Annotated in this window: 13 protein-coding genes; 5 read left to right on the top strand and 8 right to left on the bottom strand. The window is 72.9% G+C overall.

Going from position 1 to position 26,277, the window contains the following annotated elements; translation table 11 throughout:
* Both ABTZ03_RS03590 and pulA read right to left on the bottom strand, forming a co-directional pair.
* The coding region (locus ABTZ03_RS03590) for a M4 family metallopeptidase (RefSeq protein ID WP_350511196.1) at positions 1-1,763 on the bottom strand (1,763 nt) is incomplete at its 3' end.
* Positions 1,764-2,333: 570 nt separating this feature from the next.
* Entirely contained in the window at positions 2,334-7,853 is a 5,520-nt protein-coding gene (gene pulA, locus ABTZ03_RS03585; protein WP_350511195.1) for a pullulanase-type alpha-1,6-glucosidase, read from the bottom strand.
* A 317-nt stretch (positions 7,854-8,170) separates the two neighbouring features.
* Here pulA and ABTZ03_RS03580 point away from each other — a divergent pair, with 317 nt between their 5' ends.
* The gene (locus tag ABTZ03_RS03580) at positions 8,171-9,136 is read left to right on the top strand and encodes a phosphatase PAP2 family protein (protein ID WP_350511194.1); all 966 of its coding nucleotides are present in this window, start codon (positions 8,171-8,173) and stop codon (positions 9,134-9,136) included.
* A gap of 57 nt (positions 9,137-9,193) precedes the next feature.
* On the opposite strand, the gene ABTZ03_RS03575 is transcribed toward ABTZ03_RS03580, so the two are convergent.
* Both ABTZ03_RS03575 and glnA2 read right to left on the bottom strand, forming a co-directional pair.
* The gene (locus ABTZ03_RS03575; protein ID WP_350511193.1) at positions 9,194-12,220 is read right to left on the bottom strand and encodes a bifunctional [glutamine synthetase] adenylyltransferase/[glutamine synthetase]-adenylyl-L-tyrosine phosphorylase; all 3,027 of its coding nucleotides are present in this window, start codon (positions 12,218-12,220) and stop codon (positions 9,194-9,196) included.
* A 322-nt stretch (positions 12,221-12,542) separates the two neighbouring features.
* Positions 12,543-13,904, bottom strand: coding sequence for a gamma-glutamylpolyamine synthetase GlnA2 (gene glnA2 / locus ABTZ03_RS03570; RefSeq protein ID WP_350511192.1), 1,362 nt, complete (start codon positions 13,902-13,904; stop codon positions 12,543-12,545).
* Positions 13,905-14,078: 174 nt separating this feature from the next.
* Here glnA2 and ABTZ03_RS03565 point away from each other — a divergent pair, with 174 nt between their 5' ends.
* Positions 14,079-15,833 carry an NAD+ synthase gene (locus ABTZ03_RS03565; protein WP_350511191.1) on the top strand — a complete coding sequence of 585 codons (1,755 nt, stop codon included), beginning with the start codon at positions 14,079-14,081 and terminating at the stop codon, positions 15,831-15,833.
* 16 nt (positions 15,834-15,849) lie between these two features.
* Here the strand turns inward: ABTZ03_RS03565 and ABTZ03_RS03560 are convergent, their stop codons facing one another.
* The 3 genes from ABTZ03_RS03560 to ABTZ03_RS03550 all read right to left on the bottom strand — a co-directional run bounded on the left by ABTZ03_RS03560 (position 15,850) and on the right by ABTZ03_RS03550 (position 19,549).
* Positions 15,850-16,890 carry an endonuclease/exonuclease/phosphatase family protein gene (locus ABTZ03_RS03560; protein WP_350511190.1) on the bottom strand — a complete coding sequence of 347 codons (1,041 nt, stop codon included), beginning with the start codon at positions 16,888-16,890 and terminating at the stop codon, positions 15,850-15,852.
* A 213-nt stretch (positions 16,891-17,103) separates the two neighbouring features.
* Positions 17,104-17,736 (bottom strand): TetR/AcrR family transcriptional regulator, encoded by a 633-nt coding sequence (locus tag ABTZ03_RS03555; RefSeq protein ID WP_350511189.1) that lies wholly within the window; start codon positions 17,734-17,736, stop codon positions 17,104-17,106.
* A 196-nt stretch (positions 17,737-17,932) separates the two neighbouring features.
* A complete protein-coding gene (locus tag ABTZ03_RS03550) occupies positions 17,933-19,549 on the bottom strand; it encodes an MFS transporter (RefSeq protein ID WP_350511188.1) in 1,617 nt (538 codons plus the stop codon).
* A 278-nt stretch (positions 19,550-19,827) separates the two neighbouring features.
* Between ABTZ03_RS03550 and panB the strand changes: the two genes are divergently transcribed.
* The 3 genes from panB to ABTZ03_RS03535 all read left to right on the top strand — a co-directional run bounded on the left by panB (position 19,828) and on the right by ABTZ03_RS03535 (position 22,695).
* A complete protein-coding gene (panB, locus tag ABTZ03_RS03545; protein WP_350511187.1) occupies positions 19,828-20,697 on the top strand; it encodes a 3-methyl-2-oxobutanoate hydroxymethyltransferase in 870 nt (289 codons plus the stop codon).
* A 148-nt stretch (positions 20,698-20,845) separates the two neighbouring features.
* Positions 20,846-21,868, top strand: a complete 1,023-nt coding sequence (locus tag ABTZ03_RS03540; RefSeq protein WP_350511186.1) for an ATP-binding cassette domain-containing protein — start codon at positions 20,846-20,848, stop codon at positions 21,866-21,868.
* The gene (locus ABTZ03_RS03535; protein WP_350511185.1) at positions 21,865-22,695 is read left to right on the top strand and encodes an ABC transporter permease; all 831 of its coding nucleotides are present in this window, start codon (positions 21,865-21,867) and stop codon (positions 22,693-22,695) included. Before ABTZ03_RS03540 ends, ABTZ03_RS03535 begins: the two co-directional genes overlap by 4 nt.
* A gap of 100 nt (positions 22,696-22,795) precedes the next feature.
* Here the strand turns inward: ABTZ03_RS03535 and ABTZ03_RS03530 are convergent, their stop codons facing one another.
* On the bottom strand, positions 22,796-26,209 hold the full coding sequence (locus tag ABTZ03_RS03530) for an AfsR/SARP family transcriptional regulator (RefSeq protein WP_350511184.1): 3,414 nt from the start codon (positions 26,207-26,209) through the stop codon (positions 22,796-22,798).
* Positions 26,210-26,277: the final 68 nt, after the last annotated feature.

The raw sequence follows: 26,277 nt of genomic DNA, 5'->3' as shown, positions 1-26,277 counted from the left end.
GTGATGACACCGGTGTTGGCGTTGATGGCCAGGCCGGCCGGCAGGCCGCTGGCCGAGTAGGACAGCGGGGCCGTCCCGCCCGAGGCCTTGATCTGCAGGTTGACCGAACCGCCCACCGCGGTGGACTGGTTGCCCGGGCTGGTGACGCTGACCCCGCCCGGGTTGGGCAGCGAGCCGACGTTGACGGCGGCCCAGGCGGTGGCGACCGCGTTGTACTCGGCGCTGTTGGCGCCGTACAGGTCGGTGGCCGCGTTCAGGGTCGCGGTGCGGGCGGCGGCGTAGTTGGTGGTGGAGGTCATGTAGGCGGTCAGCGCCTTGTACCAGACCTGCAGCGCCTTGTCCCGGCCGATGCCCGTGACGGTGATGTTGTTGGCCGTCGGGCTGTTGTAGTTGAAGCCGTTGATGGTCTTCGCGCCGCTGCCCTCGGACAGCAGGTAGAAGAAGTGGTTGGCGACGCCGGACGAGTAGTGCACGTCCAGGTTGCCGACGCCCGAGTACCAGGAGTCGGCCGAGGTGCCGTCCTTGGAGGGCTTGTCCATGTAGCGCAGCGGCGTGCCGTTGCCGTTCAGGTTGATCAGCTCGCCGATCCAGTAGTTCGGCGGGTTGGAGGGCAGGTTGGCGTACCACTCGACGCCGGTGCCCATGATGTCGGAGGTGGCCTCGTTGAGGCCGCCGGACTCTCCCGAGTAGTTCAGGTTGGCGGTGGCCGAGGTGACGCCGTGGCTCATCTCGTGGCCGGAGACGTCGATCTCGGTGAGCGGGTGGGTGTCGCCGCTGCCGTCGCCGTAGGTCATGCAGAAGCAGCTGTCGTCCCAGAAGGCGTTGACGTAGCCGGTGTCGTAGTGCACCCGGCTCATCGCGCCGACGCCGTCGTTCTTGATGCCGGTGCGGCCGAAGGTGTTCTTGTAGTAGTCCCAGGTGGCGGCGGCGCCGTACTGGGCGTCGACGGCCGCGGACTCGCGGTTGCTGGCCTGGCCGTTGCCCCAGGTGTCGGAGGACTTGGAGAACAGCGTGCCGTTGCCGGAGGTGCCGTTGGCCATGTCGGTGGTGTACTGGCCACCGCGGCTGGCGTCCTTGAGCGAGTAGGTCGAGCCGCTCTGGGTGGTGGTCAGCGGGACGGTGCCGACGAACACGCCGGTGCCGGTGCCGCGCTTGATGCCGTCCGCCTTGCTGAGCACGGCACCGGTCTTGGCGTCGGTGACGACGTGCAGCTTGCTCGGGGTGCCGTCGGACTCGCGGCCGTTGACCACGGTCTCCCAGGCGAGCTTCGGGGTGCCCTCGGCGGCCCAGACGACCAGTCGGGGCGCGCCGTCGACGGAGCCCTGCTCGGCGGCCAGCGCGGCCTCCTTGGCCTTCGGGGCGGCCACGGCCGGGGTGGTGTCCACGCCGGCGAGGGCGGCCTCGCTGGCCTTGGTCACGCTCTTGGTGGCGCCGGCCGCGTCCTGGTGGACGATCAGGTCGCCGCCGAGGACGGGCAGTCCGGCGTAGGTGCGCTCGTACCGCAGGTGCCGGCCGCCGTTGGCGTCCTGGACGACGTCCTTGGTGACCAGCTGCTCCTTGCCGTCCAGGCCGAGCGCCTGGGCGAGCGAGGTGGTCTGCTGGTTGGCCGAGGCGATCAGCGCGGCCCGGCTCGCCTGTTGGGAGGCGACGGCGGTCGGCGCGTCCGGGGCCGCCTGCGCGATCACCGGTATGCCGGTGACCAGCAGTGCGGTGGTGGCGGCCAGGACGACCGCCGCCTTCCGGACGTGAGCGTGACGTGACATGCGGACTCCTTTTCCGACCGGCCGGCCGAGGGGATCAACCCCGGCGTGCGCGGTGGGAGAGAACCTGGGCCGCGGTTGCGGCGCAGTGGGGGCCCCCGCCGGGTGCGACGGGGGTGCGATTGCTGGCTCACGAGTCGTGCAGGGTTCGTTGCAGGTCGGGACGCGCTGCACCTGAACTGGAGCAGCTGCACCGGGGGGTGGGGCCCCCTCGTCTGCAGCCGGAGGAATCGTGGCAGTAAACGCGGCGCTAATGACAGATGCATGCCACCGATTGGCCGATTATTTACCGAAACCGTATGCAGCGCCTTCCACCTGTTGTGTTACGTCATGACGAAGTCTTGAACACGGTTTTCATGCCCCCGGCAAAGTTCGATCACCACCGGACGTGACTGACCAGGGCGCCGGGTCGCCGCCCGCCCCACCGGGCCCCGGACAGCGCCGCACCCCGAGGGCACATCACACTTCCGGCCGTGCCACCACCGTGTTCCGGCCATAGTGCGCCCGGAACGGAACCGGGCCCCGCACCGCCCGAACGGCGGTGCGGGGCCCGGGAGTCGGGCTGCGGCGGAATCAACCCTGCACGAACACCGCCACGGTGCGACCCGGCACGGTGAAGGTGCCGGTGGCGCCGTCGAATCCGGACCGCTTCACCACCTGGTCCACCCCGCCCGCCTGGACCGGGTGCAGCGCCTGGCTCGTCCCCTTCAGCGCGGCCACCGTCTGGGTCTGCGCGGTGGGCGTGGCGTTGAAGACCACCGTGACGCCCCGCTCCGCCCCGGCCAGCCCGGTGCCGTCCAGGTGCAGGGTGATCACCCCGGGCGTCTCACCGGGCGTGCCGGAGAGCGGGTAGGACAGCCGCTGCTGGACGGCGGCCAGGGTGGGCAGCGAGAACAGCGGCGAGGACTGCTTGATCCGCAGGAACTCCTGGAACTGCGCCGTGGTCGCCCGGATGTCGGCCGCGCCGACCGTCAACCGCGGGTCGGCCAGCAGGGTCCGCGCGGTGGGCCAGAGCTCCTGGTTGTCCTTGGCCATCGGCAGGCCGCGGCCCCAGCCGTTGCCCTGGACGGCCCCTGTCGATGGATCGGGCCAGTGGATCGCGTTGAACCAGTCCCCCGAGTCGTAGGAGTTGGAGTCGAGCGACTTGGAGCGCAGCAGGTCGCTGCCGGCCTGGGCGAAGCCCGCGCCCTGGGTGAGCGCGGTCAGCGACAGCCCGAGCGCCTGCATCCGGGCCCGGTCGGCGGGCGCGGTGGTGGTCGGCAGCTTGTACGCGAGGGCGTCGAACAGGTCGGTGTTGTCGTGGGCGTCCACGTACTCCACCGCCTCGCCCGGCTTGGCCGCGTACCCGGTCGGGGCGCCGTTGTAGTCGACCTGGGCGCCGGTGACGGCCTTGCCGGAGCTGTCGGTGAAGGAGTAGCCGGCCAGGTTGCCGGTCAGCCCGACCTTCAGCTGGTCCATCTGGTGCAGCAGCCGGGCCTTCTGCTCCTGCGGACTGCCGTTCGCCGCCGAGCCGTTGGGGTCGGTGTACAGGCCGGAGGCGAAGCCCTGCTGGGGCGCGGAGCTCAGCATGAAGTTGCCGCCGCGGGCGGCGTCGCGGATCCGGTCGTCGAAGGTGGCGATGCCGGTGCCGGCCATGTTGGCCTGGGTGGCCTGCTCGAACCGGGCGTTGTTCGCGACGGTGCCGAAGTTCCAGCCCTCGCCGTAGAGGAAGACGTTCTTGCCGTCCACGCCGTCGGAGGCCGGGGTCATCTTCCGCAGCGCGGCCTGCACGTCCAGCATGGTGGACTTCGGGTCCAGGCCCATCAGGTCGAAGCGGAAGCCGTCGACCTGGTACTCCCGGGCCCACAGGCTCACCGAGTCGACCACCAGCCGGTTCATCATGGCGTGCTCGGGCGCGGTGTCGGCGCAGCAACTGTCCGCGGTCACCTTGCCGTTGGCGTCGAGCCGCTGGTAGTAGCCGGGCACCACCTGGTCCAGCACCGAGTGGTCGTCCTGGCCGCTGGCGGCGGTGTGGTTGTAGACCACGTCCAGCACCACCCGCAGCCCGGCCGCGTGCAGCGCCTGGACCATCCGCCGGAACTGCACGGTGCGCGCCGTCCCGGTGGCGTCGGTGGCGTACGTCCCCTCCGGCACGTTGTAGTGCAGCGGGTCGTAGCCCCAGTTGTAGCCGTCGTCGGCGGCGACGGCGGCCACGCACTCCTGCTGCTTCGGACCGTTCGCCGGAAGGGACTTGAGGTCGCAGGGCGGCAGCTTCCAGCCCGCCTTGTCCTTGGGGATCGAGGCGATGTCGAAGGTCGGCAGCAGGTGGACGGTGGTCACCCCGGCCTTGGCGAGGTCCCGCAGGTGCCGCATCCCGGCCGAGTCGGACTCGGTGAACGCCTGGTAGGTGCCGCGCTCGGCGGCCGGGACGGTGCCGTCCTCCACCGAGAAGTCCCGGACGTGCAGTTCCTGGATCTGCTCCTTCGCCGGCGGGACGGCCGCCGGGCGGGCCTGGTCGTCCCAGCCCGCGGGCTTCAGTTCCTTGGCGTCCAGGTCGGCGACCAGGCTGCGCCTGGAGTCGGCGGACAGCGCCACCGAGTACGGGTCGGTGACGGTGTTGACCACCAGCCGCTGCACCGAGGGCGCCCAGACCTTCACCTGGTACAGGTAGTACTTGCCGTCCAACTCCCGCTTGTCACCGACGAGTTCCCAGACTCCGGTCTCGTCGTCCAGCTTCAGCGGCAGCGTCCTCGGGGTCCCCCCGGTGGCGCTGTCGAAGACCTGGACGGACACCTGCTGGGCGGTCGGCGCCCAGAGCGAGAGGGCGACCTTGCCGTCGTAGTAGGCCGGGCCGAAGTCCACCTTCCCGGTGCGGCCGGCGTACAGGTCGTCCAGCACGCCCGGGGTCTGCACCCCGGTGCCGGCCAGCACCGCGCCGCTGGGCAGGTGTTCGGTGAAGAGCAGCTGGCTGCGCAGCGCGGCCGGGACGCGGGCGGTGTCCCGGGCGTCCACGGTGAAGGCCCGGTAGCCGCTCAGGTGCGGGTACTTGGCCTTCTGGGCGTCGGTCAGCCCGCCGGCGACGGGGGTGAGCCGGATCCACCGGCCGGACTTGGTCAGCACGCCCTTGTCGGCGCGGATGCCGCCGTCCGGGTCGTAGACCAGCTGGGCACTGGTGCCGCCGGCCAGGGCCTGGTCCGTGGCACCGTAGTTCGCCGGGACGACGACGGTCCTCGCGTCGATCCACTGGGCCTTGGCGCCGGAGAGGTCCAACTGCGCGGAGGCGGCGGGGTTCTGCGGCAGCAGGTAGCCCTCGCGGCCGCCCAGGATCCACACCTCCCTGCCGTCGACGGCGAAGTCCAGCGACTGGTCGACGGGCAGGTCCTTGTCGTTGCCGTTGTGCAGGATGTAGCTGAGGCTGGTCGCCCCAGGGGCGAGCGGCACCTCGAAGACGGCGCCGAAGGCGTCCCGGCGCACCGGCAGCAGCGGCTTGCCCCAGTCGGTGGGGGTGGCGGCGCCGGTCCAGTCGTGCAGGCCCCAGCCGTCGTAGGCGCCGTCGGCCCGGTTGTAGTGGATGACGGCGGTGTTCGGGGGTTGGGTGTTCGCCGGGCCGGGGTTCGCGGTGCGGACGGCCGGGTCGCCCTGCTTCAGCCAGACCTCGCCGGTGGTGCCGAGGTCGACGTGGCGGTCGGCGTCCACGTCCTTGACGCCGTTCCGCTCCACGACGAAGCCGAGGTCCGAGGCGCCGGGCTTGAGCCGTACGTACGCGAAGGCGCCGTACGCGTCCCGCCCGGTGAAGGGGTGCCCGGCGGGCCACTGGGTGCCCTCGCCGTCGGCGAGGTCGCCCCAGGCGTAGAGGTTCCAGCCGTCGTAGTCGCCGTCCGGCCGGTTGTAGTGGACGACGGCGTACGGGCGGGCGCCGGCGGTGGGCACCGGCTTCGGCGCGGGGGTGCCGGTGGTGAAGCTCGCGGTGGCGGAGCGCAGGTGGCCGCTGGAGTCCTGGACGACGGCCTTGTAGCGCACCACCGTGCCGGGGGCGACGGCGCCCAGGTCCTGGGTGACGGCGTACTTCCCGGTGTCGGCCGTGCCCAGCGTCCGCCAGGGCCCGTTGCCGATCTGGGCGGCGAAGCTCACCCGGTCGAAGCCGCCGCCATCCGTCCTGGCGCCGACCGTCACGAGGCCGGTGGACCCGTCCGCGGGCGGCTGTACGGACAGCTGCGGCGCCGCCGCGACCGGGGCGAGCCGGCCGCCCGCCTTGAACACCACGGAGGACAGCGCCGGGACGGTGACGGTCACCTTGCGGTCGCCGCCGCTGGTGACCCGCTCCCCCGCCGCCGGGTAGATCCGGTCGAAGCCCATGCCCGCCGAGAAGGTGTCCAGGGTGACGGTCTTCGCCTCGGTGGCATTGTTGACCGCCGCCAGGTACTCGACCTGCTGCCCGGCGTCGATCCGGGAGAAGGCGTAGACGCCCGGGCCGTCGGCGGCGTAGCGCTCGATCTGCGCGCCGTCGGCCAGTGCCGGGTTGTCGTGGCGCAGCTTGGCCAGGCCGGCGATGCCCTGGTAGAGCCGGCCGTCCTGCCCGTACCGGTCGGCCGACCCGGAGGGGCCGCCGAGCACCCGGTCGGCGTTGTAGGAAGCGGTCCTGGAGGCGAACATGTCCTGCCGGGCGTCCTTGTCGCCACCCGCGCCGGTGAAGCCCTGCTCGTCGCCGTAGTAGACGACGGGCTGGCCGCGGGTGAGGAACTGCAGCTCGGTGCCGAGCCGGTCCTTCTTCAGCAGGGTGGCGTCGTCGGCGCCCGGGTTGTCGGCGAGCAGGAAGGAGCCGAAGCGGCCCATGTCGTGGTTGCCGAGGAAGGTGGGCAGCTCGTAGGCGTCGGTGTCGGCGCCGGTGTAGCGGTAGTCCTGGCCGTAGACGTCGGCGAGGTTCTTCGCCGAGCCGCCCTGGGAGACGTAGGAGCGGGCCGCGCCCTGGAAGGGGAAGTCCAGGGTGGCCTGGAGCCGGCCCTTGGTGACGTAGGGCGAGGTGACGGCGGGGTCACCGGAGTAGACCTCGCCGAACATGAAGAACTTCCTGTTGCCCTGCTTGGCGGCGAAGTCCTTGAGCGCGGGGGCCCACTGCTGCCAGAAGGCCATGTCGACGTGCTTGACGGTGTCGATCCGGAAGCCGTCCACCCCGGTGTCCTTGACCCACTGCTGGTAGACCTGCTCGAAGCCCTTCACCACCCGGGGGTTCTGGGTGTCGAGGTCGTCGAGGCCGTTGAAGTCGCCCTCGGTGGCGGATTCGCCGACGAAGGTGGAGTCGCCCCGGTTGTGGTAGAGCGCCGGGTCGTTGAGCCAGGACGGGCTCTTGGCCTTGGCGTCGGCCGGGGTGCGGAAGACCGGGGTGTAGGGGAAGGAGTTCCTGGTGATCTTCGGCCAGGGCGCTCCGGCGTCGGCGACCGCGGTCTCGTCGACCGGGTTGCCGTCGGCGTCGAGGGTCGGGTACGCGCCGGTCGAGCGGTAGCCGTGCTGCTGCTCGGCGTAGTCGATGACGTCGGCGGTGTGGTTGGTGATGACGTCGAAGAAGACCTTGATGCCGCGCGCGTGCGCCTTGGCTATCAGCTCCTTGAGCTGCTCGTTGGTGCCGAAGTGCGGGTCGACCTGGGTGAAGTCGGTGATCCAGTAGCCGTGGTAGCCGGCCGACGCGTCGGCGCCGCTGCCCTGCACCGGCTTGTTCTTGAAGATCGGGGCCATCCAGATCGCGGTGGTGCCGAGGTCCTGGATGTAGTCGAGCTTCTGGATCAGGCCGGCCAGGTCGCCGCCGTGGTAGAAGCCCTTGTCGGTCGGGTCGAAGCCGTTGTCCAGCCGCCCGCCGGTGATGCCGCCGGTGTCATTGGCGGTGTCGCCGTTGGCGAAGCGGTCGGGCAGGACGAAGTAGAACTGTTCGCGGGTGAGGTCGTGCCGCCCGGCGGTGGCCGCCAGGGCGGCGTCCGAGGGCGGGGCCGGCGGGGCGGCGGCGAGGGCCGCGGGGGCGCCGCCGAGGGTGGCGGCGGTCAGCGCGGCGGCCAGCAGGACGGCCGTGCGGCCGGGTCTGCGGCGGGGACGGCTCCGTCGGGGGCGGAGCGCGACATCGGTCACTGAGGGGCTCCCTTAGGGGAAGGGGCGATCGATTTCCCAGGAAGCTAGCGGCCTGCAATATGTTTCAGCAAGATGCAGAAACGGTTTCGGGCCGGGAAATTCCTGGCCGGCGGCCGTCCCGAGGACCCCGGTTACGCCCTGACGGCGGAGCGCGTGACAATGGAACGTATGTCCGTCCCACCGGTGACCCCCAGACCCGATCGCACCCCCTACCCCGGTGGGATCCGCCCCCTACCCCTGGAGGGGGACAGCCGGTGAAGAATCCACTTCCAGAGGATGAGCAGACGGCTACGAGCGGTCTGGCAGACTTCTCGTCCATGGGGGAACCGACCGAGATCCAGCGAGGCGACGCCGTGCGCGCCGACGCGGCCCACGGTGGCGGTTCCGCGGCAGCCGAGGCCAGCACGGCCGGACTGCCCGACGGAGCCACCCGTGCCGCCCAGTCCCGCACCGCCGCACTGCGGGCCCGCATCCGCGACCAGCGCCGCTCGCCGGCCCGGCCGCGGATCTGGTTCGAGCTGGCGCTGATCGGGATCAGCTACTGGATCTACTCGATCGTCCGCAACGCCGTCCCCGAGCAGGAGGCGGTGGCCCAGCGGAACGCGCGCTGGATCTGGCAGTTGGAGCAGCACCTCGGCATCGCCGTCGAGCGCTCGATCAACCACGCCATGGACAGCGTCGGGTGGCTCATCACCGGGATGAACTACTACTACGCGACGCTGCACTTCATCATCACCATCGGCGTGCTGGTCTGGCTCTACCGCAGCCACCCCGGCCGCTACGTCGCGGCCCGCACCGTGCTGTTCGTCACCACCGGCATCGCCCTGGTCGGCTTCTACTTCTTCCCGCTGGCCCCGCCGCGGCTGATGACCGACGGCGGCTTCATCGACACCGTGGCGGTGCACCACACCTGGGGCTCCTTCGCCTCCGGCCCGGCCGCGCACGTCTCCAACCTGTACGCGGCCATGCCCTCGATGCACATCGGCTGGTCGACCTGGTGCGGCCTGACGATCTTCTTCCTGGCCCGTCGGACCTGGGTCAGGGTGCTCGGCCTGCTGTACCCGGTGGCCACCCTGACGGTGATCATCTCGACCGCCAACCACTTCTGGATGGACGCCGTCGGCGGCCTGATCTGCCTGACGGTCGGCTTCCTGGCCGCCCGCTGGCTCTACCAGGAGTGGGTCTACCGGCTGCCGCGGGTGCCCGCCCGGGAGACCGCCGAGACGCCGGTCACCGTCCCCGAGCAGTGGAGCGAGCCGGCCGTGAGCAGCGCCCGGCGGTAGCCGCGAACGCACGGAAGGGGCCCCCGCGTGGGGCCCCTTCCGCATGCGCGGGACGGCTCAGGACCCGTAGAACAGCCGGTCCACCACAGCCCGGGCCCGCCGGGTGGTGCGCCGGTAGTCGTCCACCAGCTCCCCGCTGTGCCCGGCCCCGTACCCGAGGTAGCGGGCCACCCCGGCCAGCTCCCGGGCCTCCCCCGGGAAGCTGTCCCCCGGCCGCCCGCGCACCAGCATCACCGCCGACCGCACCCGGGAGGCCAGCACCCAAGCCGCCTCCAGCACCTCCGCGTCGGCCTGCTCCACCAGCCCGGCCCCGGCGGCGGCCGCCAGCGCGGCCCTGGTCCGGGTGGTGCGCAGCTCCGGCAGCTCGTGCCCGTGCTGGAGCTGGAGCAGCTGCACCGTCCACTCGACGTCCGCCAGGCCGCCCCGGCCGATCTTGGTGTGGGTGGTCGGGTCGGCGCCGCGCGGCAGCCGCTCGGCCTCGATCCGGGCCTTGATCCGGCGGATCTCCACCAGGTCCCGCTCCGGCACCCCGGCGCCCGGGTAGCGCAGCGGGTCGATCAGCCGCCGGAACCGGGCGCCCAGGTCCTCGTCCCCGGCCACCGGCTCGGCCCGCAGCAGCGCCTGGCTCTCCCAGGCGTGCGACCAGCGCCGGTAGTACGCCGCGTACGAGGCCAGGGTGCGCACCAGCGGGCCGCTGCGGCCCTCCGGCCGCAGGTCGGCGTCGACCAGCAGCGGCGGCTCGGTGGACGGCGCGGCCAGCAGGGTGCGCAGCTCGTTGCAGACCGCCTGGGCCGCCCGGGCCGCCTCCTGCTCCAGCGAGCCGAGCAGCGGCTCGTGGACGAAGAGCACGTCCGCGTCCGAGCCGTAGCCCAGCTCGTGCCCGCCGAAGCGGCCCATCGCGATCACGGCGATCCGGGTCGGCAGGTCCCCGTGCTCGGCCTCCCAGCCGGCGATGCAGGCCCGCAGGGCGCCCTGGAGGGTGGCGGCGTTGAGCGCGGTCAGCGCCTCCCCGGCGACGTCCAGCGCCTCGGCCGGGTCCTCCCCGAGCCGGCCGAGCACGTCCGCGGCGGCCGTCCGGAACAGCTCACGGCGGCGCACCGAGCGGGCGGCGGCCACCGCGGCGGCGGTCGATCCGGCCCGGCCGACGGCGGCCAGTATCTCCGACTGCAGCGCCGCCCGGCCGCGCGGGACCGGGCCCCGGGGGTCGCCCAGCATGGCCACCGCCTCGGGGGCGCGCAGCAGCAGATCGGGGGCGAGCCGGCCGGCCGAGAGCACCCGGGCCAGCTGCTCGGCGGCGGCGCTCTCGTCCCGCAGCAGCCGCAGGTACCAGGGGGTGCGGCCGAGCGCGTCGGAGACCAGGCGGAAGTTGAGCAGTCCGGCGTCCGGGTCGGCCGACTCGGCGAACCAGCCGAGCAGCACCGGCAGCAGGGTGCGCTGGATCGCGGCCTTGCGGCTGACGCCGGAGGCGAGCGCGCTGATGTGCCGCAGCGCCGCGGCCGGGTCGGTGTAGCCGAGCGCCTCCAGCCGGGCCCGGGCCGCCTCCGGGGTCAACCCGGCCGCGCCGGGCGGCAGTTCGGCGACGGCATCGAGCAGCGGGCGGTAGAACAGCTTCTCGTGCAGCCGCCGCACCTCCACCGCGTGCCGCTTCCACTCGCGTTGCAGCGCGGCCACCGGGTCGGAGCGGGTGTCGTCGTTGATCAGCCCGGAGAGCGAGCGGGCGAGGCGGCGCAGGTCCTCCTCGGCGGTGGGCATCAGATGGGTGCGGCGCAGCCGGTGCAGCTGGATGCGGTGCTCCAGCGAGCGCAGGAAGCGGTACGCGGTGTCCAGCGAGACGGCGTCCGCCCGGCCGACGTACCCGCCGCGGGAGAGCGCGGCCAGCGCCTCCAGGGTGTTGCCGCTGCGCAGCGCCGGGTCGGTGCGGCCGTGCACCAGCTGGAGCAGCTGGACGGAGAACTCGACGTCGCGCAGCCCGCCCGGGCCGAGCTTGAGCTGGCGGTCCAGTTCGGTGGCCGGGATGGAGTCGATCACCCGGCGGCGCATCTGCTGCACGTCGGTGACGAAGTTCTCCCGGGCGGCGGCCTGCCACACCATCGGGGCGAGCGCCTCGACGTACGCGGCGCCGAGCTCGGCGTCCCCGGCGACCGGGCGGGCCTTGAGCAGCGCCTGGAACTCCCAGGTCTTGGCCCAGCGCTGGTAGTAGGCGAGGTGGCTGGCCAGAGTGCGCACCAGCGGTCCGTTGCGGCCCTCCGGGCGCAGGTTGGCGTCCACCGGCCAGATGGTGCCCTCGCCGGTGGTGTCGGAGCAGAGCCGGGTGAGCGCGGCGGCCAGCCGGGTGGCGGCCCGGATCGCGGTCTGCTCGTCCACGCCCTCGCGCGGCTCGGCGACGAAGATCACGTCCACGTCGGAGACGTAGTTGAGCTCGCGGCCGCCGCACTTGCCCATCCCGATCACGGCGAGCCGGCAGGCCGCGACGGCCTCCGGGTCCTGTTCGGCGGCGAGGTCCAGGGCGGTCTGCAGGGTGGCGCCGGCCAGGTCGGCGAGCTCGGCGGCGGTCTGGGCGAGGTCGGTGGTGCCGGTGAGGTCCCGGGCGGCGATGGCCAGCAGGCAACGGCGGTAGGCGACCCGCAGCGCGTTCTCCGGGCCGTGGTCGCGGCCGCGCGCGACGCCCTCGGCGAGCGCCCGGCGGAAGTCCGCCGGGCCGGGGTGCATGTCGCGCAGCTCGAAGGTGACCAGCGCGTGCCAGTCGTGCGGGTGCCGGGCCAGGTGGTCGCCGAGCGCGGTGGAGACGCCGAGCACGCCGAGCAGCCGGTCGCGCAGCGGCTTGGAGGTGGTGAGGGTGTCGCGCAGGGTGTGCCGGTCGGCCTCGTCGGCGGCCTCCAGCAGCCGGGCCAGGCCCAGCAGCGCGAGGTCGGGGTCGGCGGTGGCGCCGAGCGCGTCCAGCAGCACCGGGTCGTCCGCCAGGCCCTCCAGCCCGGGGCCGTCCAGCAGCCGCACCGCCTTGGCGGGATCGGTGAACCCGCGCCGGACCAACCTGATCTCGGGCCGGCTGACCCGGCTCCCGGCCCGCTGCTCCTCCACCGCCATCGACCCCTCCGTCCGTCCGCCCGCCGGCCCGTCCGCGAAGTCCCGGCTGCGGGACGAACGACAGGAGTTCGGTAGCAGGTTACGCGCCCGCAGGGCGCCGCGCCCGGGGGTGACCCGCCCGCCGGACGAGCACCCGTCCGCGTGACCCCGCCCGCGATCGGCCGGTTTCACCCGGTGCCTTCTCCACCCCGGCCACCACTACGTCACACCTTCTTCACGTTCTGTCACCGGAGCCCCTCCCGCTCCCCCGGTCACACCGGGGCGCCGGGCCCGCCGTCGCCCGGTCGGACGGCGGCGGGACCGGCCCGGGCGGGTCCGGGGCTCAGAGCACCTGGAGGTTCTTCCGCAGCTCGAACGGGGTGACCTCGGAGCGGTACTCCTCCCACTCCTGGCGCTTGTTGCGCAGGAAGAAGTCGAACACGTGCTCGCCCAGGGTCTCGGCGACCAGTTCGCTGCGCTGCATCAGGTCGATGGCCTCGCCGAGGTTCTGCGGCATCGGCTGGATGCCGAGGGCGCGGCGCTCGGAGTCGGTCAGCGCCCACACGTCGTCGTCGGCGCCGGGCGGGAGCTCGTAGCCCTCCTCGATGCCCTTGAGGCCGGCCGCCAGGGTGACGGCGTAGGCGAGGTACGGGTTGCAGCCGGTGTCCAGGGAGCGCACCTCGATCCGGGTGGAGCCCTGCTTGCCCGGCTTGTACATCGGCACCCGGATCAGCGCCGAGCGGTTGTTGTGGCCCCAGCAGATGTACGAGGGGGCCTCGCCGCCGGCGCCGGCGGTGCGCTGGGAGCCGCCCCAGATCCGCTTGTAGGAGTTCACCCACTGGTTGGTGACGGCGGCCGTCTCGGCGGCGTGCCGCAGCAGGCCGGCGATGAACGATCTGCCGACCTTGGAGAGCTGGTACTCGGCGCCGGACTCGTGGAAGGCGTTGCGGTCGCCCTCGAAGAGCGAGAGGTGGGTGTGCATGCCGCTGCCGGGGTGCTCGGAGAACGGCTTGGGCATGAAGCTGGCGTGCACGCCCTGCTCCAGCGCGACCTCCTTCATGACCAGTCGGAAGGTCATGATGTTGTCGGCGGTGGACAGCGCGTCGGCGTAGCGCAGGTCGATCTCCTGCTGGCCGGGGGCGCCCTCGTGGTGCGAGAACTCGACCGAGATGCCCATCGACTCCAGCATGGTGATCGCCTGTCGGCGGAAGTCGTGGCCCACCCCGCGCGGGGTGTGGTCGAAGTAGCCGGACTGGTCGGCGGGGATCGGCGCGGTGCCGTCGCCGGGCAGGTTCTTCAGCAGGAAGAACTCGATCTCGGGGTGGGTGTAGAAGGTGAAGCCCTGCTCGGAGGCCTTCTCCAGGGTGCGCTTGAGCACGAACCGGGGATCGGCGTAGGAGGGCGAGCCGTCCGGCATCAGGATGTCGCAGAACATCCGCGCGGTGCCCGGGGTCTCCGAGCGCCACGGCAGGATCTGGAAGGTGGTCGGATCCGGTTTGGCGATCATGTCGGACTCGTACACCCGGGCGAATCCCTCGATCGCCGAGCCGTCGAACCCGATGCCCTCCTCGAAGGCCTGTTCCAGCTCGGCCGGCGCCACCGCGACCGACTTGAGGAACCCGAGCACATCGGTGAACCACAGCCGGACGAACCGGATGTCACGCTCTTCGAGCGTCCGAAGCACGAACTGCTGCTGCTTGCCCATGGGGACAGTCTCACCTCTGCTCTTTACGCTCGTGTTACGCCCGGGCGGCCCCCGAAAGACCCCGTAAAGCGATTGCCACCATCATGGCCGATCCCCGCGGGCCGCGGCAGGGCCGACCCCCGGTCCTACCATCTGCACGGGACATTGCGTCAGTTAGACGATTAGACTCCTGCCATGCCCACTCTCCGTCTCGCCCTGAGCCAGACCGACCCCTGGGTCGGTGACCTCGCCCGCAACAGCGACGAGGTGGTGCGCTGGACCAAGCAGGCCGTCGAGGCCGGCGCCCAGCTGGTCGCGTTCCCCGAGATGGCCCTGACCGGCTACCCGGTCGAGGACCTCGCACTGCGCCGCTCCTTCGTCGAGGCCTCGCGCGGCGCCCTGGTCGCGCTGGCGGGCCGGCTGGCCGACGACGGACTGGGCGAGGTGCCGGTGGTGGTCGGCTACCTCGGCCGCTCCGAGCACGCCTCACCGCGGTTCGGCCGCCCCGCCGGGTCACCGCAGAACTGCGCCGCGGTGCTGCACCGGGGCGAGGTGCTGACCCGCTTCGCCAAGCACCACCTGCCCAACTACGGCGTCTTCGACGAGTACCGCTGGTTCGTCCCGGGCGACCAGCTGCCGGTGCTGCGGCTGCACGGGGTGGACGTCGCGCTGGCGATCTGCGAGGACATCTGGCAGGACGGCGGCCGGGTCACCGCCGCCCGCGAGGCCGGCGCCGGACTGCTGCTGGTCGTCAACGGCTCACCGTACGAACGGAACAAGGACGACCAGCGGCTGGAGCTGGTGCGGCGCCGCGCGGCCGAGGCGGGCTGCCCGCTGGCGTACGTCAACATGGTCGGCGGCCAGGACGAGCTGGTCTTCGACGGAGACTCCGTCGTGGTCGGCGCGGACGGTCAAGTCCTGGCCCGTGCACCGCAGTTCGAGGAGCACCTGATGGTGCTGGACCTCGACCTGCCGGCCGCCGACAGCGACCACACCGACGGCCTGCTGCTCGGCGACGGGCTGCACCTGGTCCGCACCGAGCTGGGCGACCGGCCCGCCCCGGCCCCCGCCGAGAGGCGCACCGCCGGCATCGCGCCGCGGCTCTCCGACGAGGCCGAGATCTGGGCCGCGCTGGTCTCCGGCACCCGGGCGTACGTGACCAAGAACGGCTTCCGCTCGGTGCTGATCGGCCTCTCCGGCGGCATCGACTCGGCCCTGGTGGCCTCGATCGCGGTGGACGCGCTCGGCGCCGACAACGTGCACTGCGTCTCGATGCCCAGCCGCTACTCCTCCCAGCACTCCCGGGACGACGCGGCCGAACTGGCCCGCCGCACCGGGCTGAACTTCCGCACCGTCTCGATCGCCCCGATGTTCGACGCCTACCTGGCCGCCACCGAACTGACCGGCCTGGCCGAGGAGAACCTGCAGTCCCGGCTGCGCGGCACCCTGCTGATGGCGATCTCCAACCAGGAGGGGCACCTCGTGCTCGCGCCCGGCAACAAGAGCGAGCTGGCGGTCGGCTACTCGACCCTGTACGGCGACTCGGTGGGCGCGTACGGCCCGATCAAGGACGTCTACAAGTCGCTGGTCTTCCGGCTCGCCCGCTGGCGCAACGAGGAGGCCGAGCGGCGCGGCGAGGCGCCGCCGATCCCCGAGCACACCATCACCAAGCCGCCGTCCGCCGAGCTGCGGCCGGACCAGGTGGACGCCGACTCGCTGCCCGACTACGACCTGCTGGACAGCGTGCTGGCCCGCTACATCGAGGGCGACGAGGGCCGGGACGCGATCGTCGCGGCCGGCTTCGACCCGGCCGTGGTGGACCGGGTGGTCCGGCTGGTCGACACCGCCGAGTACAAGCGGCGCCAGTACCCGCCGGGCCCGAAGATCTCGGTCAAGAACTTCGGCCGGGACCGCCGGCTGCCGATCACCAACCGCTGGCGGCGCGGCTAGTTGTACCGGTACGCGGCTAGTTGTACCGGTAGGCGGCGGCCACCGCGAGGTGGTCGCTGCCGTCCCGGGGCAGGGTGCGGGAGTCCACCGGCCGGAGCCCGCCCTTGCTCATGATCTGGTCGATCCGCGCCATCGGGAACGCCGAGGGCCAGCTGAAGCCGAAGCCGTCCCCGGCCGCGCCCTGGGCCGAGCGCATCTGCGAGGTGACCGGGGCCAGGCTGCGGTCGTTCATGGTGCCGTTGAGGTCGCCGAGCAGCAGCACCTTCTTCACCGGCTCGGCCTGGATCGCGTCGCCGAGCGCCTGGGCGCTGACGTCCCGCTGCCGGACGGTGAAGCCGCCCTCGGCCTTGAGCCGCACGGACGGCAGGTGGGCGACGTACACCGCGACCGGGCCCTGCGGGGTGCTGACCTCGGCCCGGAACGCCCTGGTCCAGCCGATCTTCAGGTCCACCGGCGAGACGTCGGCGATCGGGTACTTCGACCAGAGCCCGACCGTCCCCTCCACCGTGTGGTGCGGGTAGCTGCCGGCCAGCCCGGTCTCGTACGCCCCCACCTGCGGGCCGGCCAGCTCCTGGAGGGCGACGATCTCGGCCCCCGAGGCGACCAGGCCGCGGATGGTGCCCGGCACGTCGGTGTTGCCGGCGGCGACGTTGTGGCTGACCACCGTCCAGTCGCCCTTGCCGCCGCTCTTGTCGGACACCAGCCCGCCGAACAGGTTGACCCACAGCAGGGCGGGCAGCAGCAGGGCGATCAGCGCGGTGGCCGAGCGGCGGAGCAGCGCGGGCACCAGCAGCACCGGGACGGCCAGGCCCACCCAGGGCAGGAAGGTCTCCAGCAGGCTGCCGAGGTTGCCGACGCTGTTCGGCACCCGGGCGTGGAAGCCCAGCAGCGCGGCGGTGGCCACGGCCAGCAGGGCGACCAGCAGCCCGCGCCGCCAGGGGCCGCTGCCGCGGGCGTCCCGGCCCCAGTGCCGCAGGCCGAGGAAGCCGCCGCGGCCGACGGGCGTGCCGGCACCGCCACGGGCCGTGGTCCGTTCGGTGCTGTCCGCCTGCGCCATGCCGTGGCTCCCGTCGTTCGTGCCGTCGCCGGTCCGACGTCCGGGTCCGTGGGGGTACGGGCGCCGTGCCGGACTGGTGCCGGTTTGATCGGATACCCGGCTCAGCCTATGCCGGGACAGACGCGCGGCCCCGGGACCGGGTTCCGGCGTGGCCCGCTTTGGTGAGCCAGGCCACGTGCCCGGACGGGTCGGGCCACGTGTACGAAGCAGCGGCTAACGGCGGGGGGCGAGGCCGTCGAGCACGGTGTCGACCATCCGGCGGGAGAGGTCCGGGTCCTCCAGGTCGGAGTCCTCCGAGAGGATGGTGCGGTAGAGGATCGGCCCCATCAGCAGGTCGCCGAGCAGTTCCACGTCGACGTCGTCGCGGATCACGCCCTCGGCGACGGCCTCCCGGATCAGCCGGAGCCCGATCTCCCGGCGGGGCTTGACCACCCGCTCCCGGTAGGCACCGTACAGCTCGGGAAGGGTATGCATCTGCCCGAGCGCGGCCTTGAGCACCCAGCGGGTGCGCTTGGCCAGGCCGCGGCGGCGGATGTAGTCGACCATCGCGATCAGGTCCTCGCGGGCGCCCCGGCCGGTGGGGGCCGGGATCGGCTCCTCCAGCCGGCCGACCACGTCGACCAGCAGGGCCTCCTTGTTGGGCCAGCGCCGGTAGATGGTGGCCTTGCCGACGCCGGCCGCGGTGGCGATGCCCTCGATGGTGAGTTCGGACAGCGTGTTGCCGTCGGCCATCAGGTCCTCGACGGCGGTGAGGATGGCCTGCTCGGCGGCCTCGCTGCGGGGCCGGCCGCGCCGTACCGCCGCGCACGGGGGCCCGGTGTCGACGCTCGGCGTGTCCGTCCTCATGGCCGCTGTCTCTCCCTCGCTGCACCCCCGGCGCGGGCGCCGTGGTCTGTCCGTCGGTCCGGGCCCCGGGCGATGTCCCCCGCCCGGGCCGGAGGCCCCGCCGACCGGACCGCCGGTCGGCAGGGGCCATTGTCGCTCAGCCGATCGAGCCGGGCCGGTCGAGGACCGGTCGAGCCGGGGTTCCGGCCGCCCGGGCTCAGGCCGCCGCGGCCTCACGGGCCTGGTCCTGCTGCTCGGGCGCCTTCCCGCCGGGGCCGCCCGGAGCGCCGGGGGCGGCGCCGCGGCGCGGGAGCAGGAACCAGGCGACCAGCGCACCAACCAGCGAGATGCCGACCGAGAGCGAGGCCACCACGTGCATCGCGTGGATGAAGGCGTCGTTCGCCGGGGCGATCAGCGCCGCGCCCTTGCCGTCGGGGATCCGGCCGGCGATGGCCAGGGTGGCCTCCAGCGACTCGCCCGCCTTGTCGCGCAGGTTCTCCGGCAGGTGGGTGAGGGTGTCGGACATCCCGTCGCGGTACACGGAGGACAGCACGGCGCCGAGCACGGCGACCCCGAGCGAGCCGCCGACCTGGCGGAAGGTGTTGTTGACGGCCGAGCCGGCGCCGGCCTTCTCACGGGGCAGCGATCCCATGATCGCCACGGTGACCGGCGGCATGACGTGCGCCATGCCGCTGCCCATCACCAGGCCGAGCACGATCAGCACCCAGATCGGGGTGGTGGCAGTCAGCACGACGTAGCCGACGAAGCCGAGCGCGACCAGCACCATGCCGCCGGCCGCGGTGGCGGCGACGCCGAAGCGCTCGACCACCAGCCGGGCCCGCGGGGCGAACAGCAGCTGGGCGACGGCCAGCGGCAGCATCAGCAGACCGGCCTGCAACGCGCTGTAGCCACGCACGCTCTGGATGTAGAAGACGCCGAAGAAGGAGACGCCCATCAGCGCGAAGAAGATCACGCCGACCACGACCACGGAGGCGCTGAACACCCTGTTGCGGAACCAGGTGACGTCCAGCGCGGGGAACGGGATGCGGCGCTCGTACACCACGAAGGCGGCCAGCGCGAGCACGCCGAGCAGGGTCGGGCCCCAGGCGGCGAACGCGGTGAAGTCGGCCAGCTCGCCGCCCTTGATGATGCCGTAGATCAGCGCGACCAGGCCGACGATCGACAGCAGCACGCCCACCGGGTCGAGCGCGCCCGGGTTGGGGTCCTTGGACTCGGGGACCAGGACCACCATCGCGATCACCGCGACGACCACGATCGGGACGTTGACCAGGAAGACCGAGCCCCACCAGAAGTGCTCGATCAGCAGGCCGCCGGTGATCGGGCCGATGGCGATGGCCAGGCCGACCGCGCCGGCCCAGATGCCGATCGCCTTGGGCTGCTCCTCGCGCTCGAAGACGTTCATGATGATCGCCAGCGTGGCGGGCATCGCGAGCGCGGCGCCGACGCCCATCAGGCCGCGGTAGCCGATGAGTTCACCGGGCGAGCCGGACATCGAGGAGAGCAGCGAGGCGATCCCGAAGACCACCATGCCGACCAGCAGCGCCCGCTTGCGGCCGAAGCGGTCGCCGAGCAGGCCGGAGGTGAAGAGCAGCCCGGCGAACACCAGGGTGTAGGAGTTGATCGCCCATTCCAGGTCGCTCTGGGTGGCGCCCAGTCCGACCGGGGCGGGGGTCGCGATGGTCTTCATCGCGACGTTCAGGATCGAGTTGTCGAGCACGACGACGAGCAGGGCGAGCACCAGGGTGCACAGGATCGCCCAGCGTCGGCGGTGGATGGCTTCCGGCACGCGGGGTGGCGCGGCTGCGGTGGTCATTGGTCTTCCCGTCCGTGTTGACGTGGCACTGGCGGGCATTTGCGAGTCGTGGACGTCTCGTAACCCCCCGGATCAGATTAGCGGCCAATACGATACGAGACGAGTCCGTTTCGTAAAAACGAGGCAAAGCCCGCCCGGCGCGCGGGGGCCGGTGTGGCGTGGATCGCACCCCACCCACCGCACCGCCCTTTGCGCTCACGCCGGGGCGTGCAAGCATGGAGGTGATCCGGGGACGCCGTACGGCGCCACGAGACGACAACCCTTCAGGAGTCCGTTCGATGAACGCTTCTTCGCCTTCGCCTGCCCAGAACCAGGCGACCACCACCACCCTCTACGGCGGGGTCACCAACCGCCGCGTCACCGTCCGCGACCTCGCCGGCGCCAAGCAGCGCGGCGAGAAGTGGGCCATGCTCACCGCCTACGACGCGCTCACCGCGGGCGTTTTCGACGAGGCCGGGATCCCCGTCCTGCTGGTCGGCGACTCGGCCGGCAACTGCCACCTCGGCTACGAGACCACCGTGCCGGTGACCATGGATCAGATGGTGATGCTCTCCGCCGCCGTCGTCCGCGGCACCCAGCGCGCCATGATCGTCGCCGACCTGCCCTTCGGCTCGTACCAGGAGTCGCCCGCGCAGGCCATGCACAACGCGGCCCGGCTGATGAAGGACGCCGGGGTCGGCGCCGTCAAGCTGGAGGGCGGCGAGCGCAGCGCCCGTTCGATCGAGCTGCTGGTCGAGGCCGGCGTCCCGGTGATGGCCCACATCGGCCTCACCCCGCAGTCGGTGCACGCCTTCGGCGGCTACCCGGTCCAGGGCCGCGGCGACGAGGCGGCGCACCAGCTGCTGCGCGACGCCAAGGCCGTCCAGCAGGCCGGCGCCTTCTCGGTGGTGCTGGAGGCCGTCCCGGCCGAACTGGCCGCCCAGGTCACCGAGCAGCTGGCGATCCCGACCGTCGGCATCGGCGGCGGCCCGGAGACCGACGCCCAGGTGCTGGTCTGGACCGACATGGCCGGCATGACGGCGGGCCGGGTGCCCAAGTTCGTCAAGAAGTACGCGAACCTGCGCGGCGTCCTCGGCGAGGCCGCCCGCGCCTACGCGGAGGACGTCCGCACCGGCGCCTTCCCGGCGGAGGAGCACAGCTTCCACTGACCCCGCCCGGCCGCGGCCCTGCTCCGAACCCCTCGGAGCAGGGCCGCTGTCACGCCCGGACGCCGTCGGCCGCCCCGTGACAGCGGGCTGACAGCGAGCCGGGCCCCGGCGACAGGGGGCTGACAGCAGGGACGGACACCCTGGAGGCATGACAGGAATCGCGACCGCCCCGAAGACGCGGGGAACAGCCGGCAACGCCGTCGAGGTGCACGGCATCGTCAAGCACTTCGGCGACACCAAGGCCCTGGACGGCGTCGACCTCACCGTCCGCGAGGGGACCGTCCTCGCCCTGCTCGGCCCCAACGGCGCCGGCAAGACCACCCTGGTCCGGGTGCTCTCCACGCTGATCAAGCCCGACGCCGGCACCGCGTTCGTGGGCGGCTACGACGTCCTGCGCCAGCCCAAGCAGCTGCGCCGCACCATCGGCCTGACCGGCCAGTACGCGTCGGTGGACGAGCTGCTCTCCGGCTACGAGAACCTCTACCTGATCGGCCGGCTGCTCGACCTCTCCGGCCGCGAGGCCAAGGCCCGGGCCGCCGAGCTGCTGGAGCGCTTCTCGCTCACCGACGCCGCCAAGCGCATCGCCAAGACCTACTCCGGCGGCATGCGCCGCCGCCTCGACCTGGCCGCCAGCATGATGGGCCGCCCCCGGGTGCTCTACCTGGACGAGCCCACCACCGGTCTGGACCCGCGCACCCGCAACGAGGTCTGGGACGAGGTGCAGCGGATGGTCGCCGAGGGCAGCACCGTGCTGCTGACCACCCAGTACATGGAGGAGGCCGAGCAGCTCGCCGACGAGCTGACCGTGATCGACCGCGGCAAGGTGATCGCCAACGGCGGCGTCGCCGAGCTCAAGGCCAAGGTCGGCGGCCAGATCCTCCAGGTCCGCCCGGCCCACCCGGCCGAGCTCCCGGAGATGACCCGCTGCCTGCACGAGGCCGGGATCACCTCCGCCACCTTCTCCCCCGACGACGGCCTGCTCGCGGTGCCGCTGGTCGACGACGAGCAGCTCACCGTCGTGATCGGGGTGCTCGGCGGGCGCGGCTTCGCGATCGCCGGCATCGACACCAAGGTGCCCAGCCTGGACGAGGTCTTCCTCGCCATCACCGGCAAGCCCACCGCCGACGCCCCCACCGCGTCCGCCGCCCTCGTCAAGGAGCCCGTCGCATGACCACCGCCACGCTCGTCCCCGCCCCGGTCGGCGGCGCCCCGGCCGACGAGACCCGGATCGGCCCGTCCGCCACCCTGCGCCACATCGGCGCGCTGACCCGCCGCAACCTGATGCGGATCAAGGCCGACCCGGAGTCGATGTTCGACGCCGTGCTGATGCCGATCGTCTTCACCGTGCTGTTCGTCTACGTCTTCGGCGGCGCCATGATGGGCGGGGACCAGGACAAGTACAAGCAGTTCATGATCCCCGGCCTGCTCGGGCAGACCGGCATGACGCTGGCGCTGGCCGTCGGCACCGGCCTGAACACCGACTTCCAGACCGGGGTGATGGACCGCTTCCGCACCCTGCCGATCGGCCGGTCCTCCGTCCTGCTGTCCAAGCTGGTCGCGGAGACCCTGCGTGCCCTGCTCTCCTCGGCGATCCTGCTGACCTTCGCCTTCATCCTCGGCTTCGAGCTGAAGACCGGCGTCCTCCAACTGCTGGCCGCCGTCGGCCTGTCGCTGGTGTTCGGCATGTCGATCGTCTGGATCTCGATGCTGCTGGGCATGTCGATGAAGAGCGCCCAGGCCGTCCAGGGCGTCTCCATGCTGGTCCTGATGCCGCTGCAGTTCGGCAGCTCGATCTTCGCGCCGACCAACACCATGCCGGGCTGGCTGCAGGCCTTCACCAAGGTCAACCCGCTGTCCCAGCTGGCCGACGCCTCCCGGGCGCTGCTCAACGGCGAAGGGGCGGTGGCCCACCCGGTGATGATCGTGCTGATCTGGTCCGCCGCCTCGACCGCGATCTTCGCCCCGCTCGCGGTGGCCCGCTTTCGCAAGCGGACCTGAGCGAGCCGGGGTCGGAGCCGGCCGGCGGCCGTGGACGGGACGCCGACCGGTACGGACGGGCGGTCGGCCGGTGACCAGGGGACGGACACCGGCCGACCGCTCAACCGATCAACTCCTCCAGCAGCTCCTGGATCTGCTGCTGCGTCATCCCGCCGCCGGAGGCGTACGCGGCCTCGTACTCGGCGTCGCCCAGCAGCCCGCGCAGGACGGCGGCCGAGCGGTCCCGCTCGGCCCGGTCCAGGTAGCCGCCCTTCGGGCCGTTCAGCCCGCCGTGCGCGCCGAGCAACCGGACGGCCAGCCGGGCCCGGTCGAGGTCCCCGTCACGCTCGGCGAAGGTGCGCAGCACCCCGGCCACGGCCGGCACCAGCATGATCGCCATCTGTCCGGCAAAGCCCGAGGCCGAGGCCGCCGAGCGCAGCGCCCGCCGTCCCTCGCGGAGCAGGTCGAGCCCCCGTTCCGGATCCCCCGCCCGGGCGACCACCCAGCCCCGGGAGCAGCTGACCAGCCCGGAGACCATGCCCTGCCCGACACCGCCCGTCCGGACCGTCTCCAGCAGGTCCAGTTCGGCCAGCGCCAGGTCGTGGTCGCCGCGCTGGGAGTGGATGCCGGCCAGCGTCAGCCGGCCGAACAGCAGCGCGCCGTTGGAGGCCTGGTCGGCCTCCATCGGGCCGAGGGCCGCCACCGTCTCCTGGATGATCCGCTCCCCGCGGTCCAGGTCCAGCTCCAGCAGGGCGCTGCCGAGGTTCACCCGGAGCACCGGCACCTCCTGCAGCGCGCCCAGCCGCTCGGCCAGCTCGATCGCCTGCCGGTACGCGGCGACCGCCTCCCCGGGCTCGCCCCGGAGCGCCATCGACTCGCCGCGGGCCGCCAGTGCCTGGGAGACCCCCCAGAGGTTGCCGGCCCGTTCGTACAGCTCCAGGGAGCGCTCGCCGTCCTGGACGCCCTGCTCCCAGCCGCCCGGCCAGTCGTTCATCATCTTGGCCCGGATCTGCAGGACGAAGGCCAGGTCGTTCAGGCTGCCGTGCACCTCGGCGCCGCGGACGGCGTCGTCCATCAGGTCCTTCATCCGGTCGACCTGGCCGATCAGGAAGGCCCCGAAGACCCGCATCATCGCCGGGAAGCGGTAGGACTGCGGCAGTTCCGGGGTGTAGACGTCGATCAGGTGCTGCCCCACCGCGACCGCCTCGGCGCTGCCGAGCACGTCCAGGTTCCCCTCGAACAGCCCGAGCAGCCGGTACATCGCGACCAGCCGGCGGGCCTCCTCGGCCGCCCCCTCGGGCATCGGCAGGCCGTACGCCAGCACGGGGCGGTCCAGCGGCACCGGCGGCGGGACGTCCGGGCCGAACGGGCCCGGGCCCAGCGCCGTGATCGCGTCGTACCAGCCGCGGGCCTCCAGGCTGTAGCCGCGCAGCGACCAGTACCAGCTCATGCCGAGGGCCAGCACCAGGGCCTGCTGCTCGTCGCCGAGGTCGATCGCCCGGCGCAGCGCGGCCCGGACGTTGTCCTGCTCGCGGTCCAGCACCGAGAGCCAGTGCAACTGCCGGGGCCCGTGCACGGCCAGGTCGGCGGCGGCCACCACGGACCGGAAGTGCGAGAGGTGGCGGGCGCCGGTGGCGTCGCGCTCGGCGGCGGACTCGGCGAGGCGCTCGGTGGCGTACTCGTGGATGGTCTCCAGCATCCGGTAGCGCGGCTGGCCGCCGTCGTCCGCCAGGTCCGCCACCAGCAGGGACTTGTCGACCAGCGAGAGCAGCAGGTCGGCGACCTCCGGGCCGACCACCTCGGTGCCGTCGGCGCAGACCACCTCGGCGTCCTCCAACTGCCAGCCGCCCGCGAACACCGAGAGCCGGCGCAGCACCGCCCGCTCCCGCTTGCCCAGCAGGTCCCAACTCCAGTCGACCACCGCGCGCAGGGTCTGCTGGCGCGGCAGCAGGGTGCGGCTGCCGGCGGTGAGCAGGGCGAACCGGCCGTCCAGCCGGTCGGCGATCTGCCGGGCCGTCATCACCCGCAGCCGGGCGGCGGCCAGTTCGATGGCCAGTGGCAGGCCGTCCAGGCGGCGGCAGATCTCGGCACAGGCCTCCGGGTCGCCCTCCGGGTCGAAGCCGGGACGGGCGGCGGCGGCCCGCTCGGCGAGCAGCCGCAGCGCCACCGGGTCGGGCAGCGGCTCGACCGGCAGGACGGTCTCACCGGGCACGCCGAGCGGCTCCCGACTGGTGGCGAGCACGGTCAGCCCGGGGCACTCGGCGAGCAGGGTGTCGGCCAGGTCGGCGGCGGCCTGGATCAGGTGCTCGCAGTTGTCCAGGACCAGCAGCATCCGGCGGTGGCCGCAGTGCTCGACCAGCCGGCGCAGCGGGTCCTCGGCGCGCTTCTCCATCACCTCGGCGACCCGGCCGCCGCCGTGCAGCACGAGTTCGCGCAGGCCGAGCGCCGAGACCACGGCGGCGGGCACCGCCTCCGGGCTCTCCAGCGGGGCGAGTTCGGCCACCCAGACGCCGTCCGGCCAGTGCCCGGCGGACTGCTCGGCGCGGCCGGCCTCCACCGACAGCCGGGTCTTGCCGGAGCCGCCCGGCCCGGTCAGGGTGACCAGCCGACGTTCCGTCACCAGGCCGCGCAGGGCCGTGAGATCGCCCTCCCGGCCGACGAAGCTGGTCAGTCGGCCGCGCAGGTTGCCGGTGGGGCGCGGGAGTTGGGGCGCGGGTTCGGGCGCGGGTTCGGGCACCGGGGCCGGGACGGCGGGGGCGGCGGGGACGGCGGGGACGGCGGGGACGGCGGGGACAGGTATCGGCGGGACGGCGGCCGGGGCCGCCGAGCCGAGCAACTCGGCGTAAAAGTCCTGGAGTTGGCGGCCCGGGTCGACGCCGAGCTCGTCCGCCAGCGCACGCCTGGTCCGCTCGTAGTGGCGCAGCGCCTCGGCGGTGCGCCCGCTCCCGTGCAGGGCCCGCAGCATCAGCAGCTGCAGGGGCTCGTCCAGCGGCTGCCGTTCGCACAGTTCGGCGAGTTCGGCGACCAGCTCGGCGGCCCGGCCGAGCCCGAGGTCGGCGGTGATCCGGTGCCGGCGGGCCTCCTCCCGCTGGGCCTCCAGCCGGGCGGCCGGGCCCGCCCGGTCCGGCAGGTCGGCCAGCGCGGGGCCGCGCCACAGCGCCAGCGCGGCGCCCAGCCGCTCGGCGGCCAGCGCGTGGTCGCCGGCGTCGAGGGCGCGCCGGCCCTCGCCGCCCAGCCGCTGGAAGTCGGCGAGGTCGGTGGCCGGGTCGGTCAGCCAGTACCCGGCCGGGCCGGAGCCGACCCGGTCCCGGCCGATGGTGCGGCGCAGTCTGCCGACCAGGGTCTGCAGCGCGGCCGAGGCGTCCTGCGGCGGCTCGGCCTCCCACACCTCGTCCACCAGCAGGTCGGCCGGAACGGGCCGCCCCTGCCGCAGGGCCAGCGCGGTGAGCAGCGCCCGCAGCCGGGCGCCGCCGAGCGCGACCGGCGTGCCGTCGTCGTGATGGGCTGTGGTGGTACCGAGGATGCCGTAGTGCACCGGTCCATTCTGGTCGATCGGCGGCGGCGGGGGCGCACAATTGTGCTGTACCCGATCCGCCCCCGGCG

It is taken from the genome of Kitasatospora sp. NPDC096077, from assembly GCF_040303245.1.
Lineage (GTDB): Bacteria > Actinomycetota > Actinomycetes > Streptomycetales > Streptomycetaceae > Kitasatospora.
This window is presented reverse-complemented; position numbering and strand designations above follow the sequence as displayed.

Excerpts from the sequence above, each read along its gene's own strand:
- ABTZ03_RS03580 (WP_350511194.1), top strand. The coding sequence starts at position 8,171 with ATGGGGGAACCGACCGAGATCCAGCGAGGCGACGCCGTGCGCGCCGAC.
- ABTZ03_RS03575 (WP_350511193.1), bottom strand. The coding sequence starts at position 12,220 with ATGGCGGTGGAGGAGCAGCGGGCCGGGAGCCGGGTCAGCCGGCCCGAG.
- glnA2 (WP_350511192.1), bottom strand. The coding sequence starts at position 13,904 with ATGGGCAAGCAGCAGCAGTTCGTGCTTCGGACGCTCGAAGAGCGTGAC.
- ABTZ03_RS03565 (WP_350511191.1), top strand. The coding sequence starts at position 14,079 with ATGCCCACTCTCCGTCTCGCCCTGAGCCAGACCGACCCCTGGGTCGGT.
- ABTZ03_RS03560 (WP_350511190.1), bottom strand. The coding sequence starts at position 16,890 with ATGGCGCAGGCGGACAGCACCGAACGGACCACGGCCCGTGGCGGTGCC.
- ABTZ03_RS03555 (WP_350511189.1), bottom strand. The coding sequence starts at position 17,736 with ATGAGGACGGACACGCCGAGCGTCGACACCGGGCCCCCGTGCGCGGCG.
- ABTZ03_RS03550 (WP_350511188.1), bottom strand. The coding sequence starts at position 19,549 with ATGACCACCGCAGCCGCGCCACCCCGCGTGCCGGAAGCCATCCACCGC.
- panB (WP_350511187.1), top strand. The coding sequence starts at position 19,828 with ATGAACGCTTCTTCGCCTTCGCCTGCCCAGAACCAGGCGACCACCACC.
- ABTZ03_RS03540 (WP_350511186.1), top strand. The coding sequence starts at position 20,846 with ATGACAGGAATCGCGACCGCCCCGAAGACGCGGGGAACAGCCGGCAAC.
- ABTZ03_RS03535 (WP_350511185.1), top strand. The coding sequence starts at position 21,865 with ATGACCACCGCCACGCTCGTCCCCGCCCCGGTCGGCGGCGCCCCGGCC.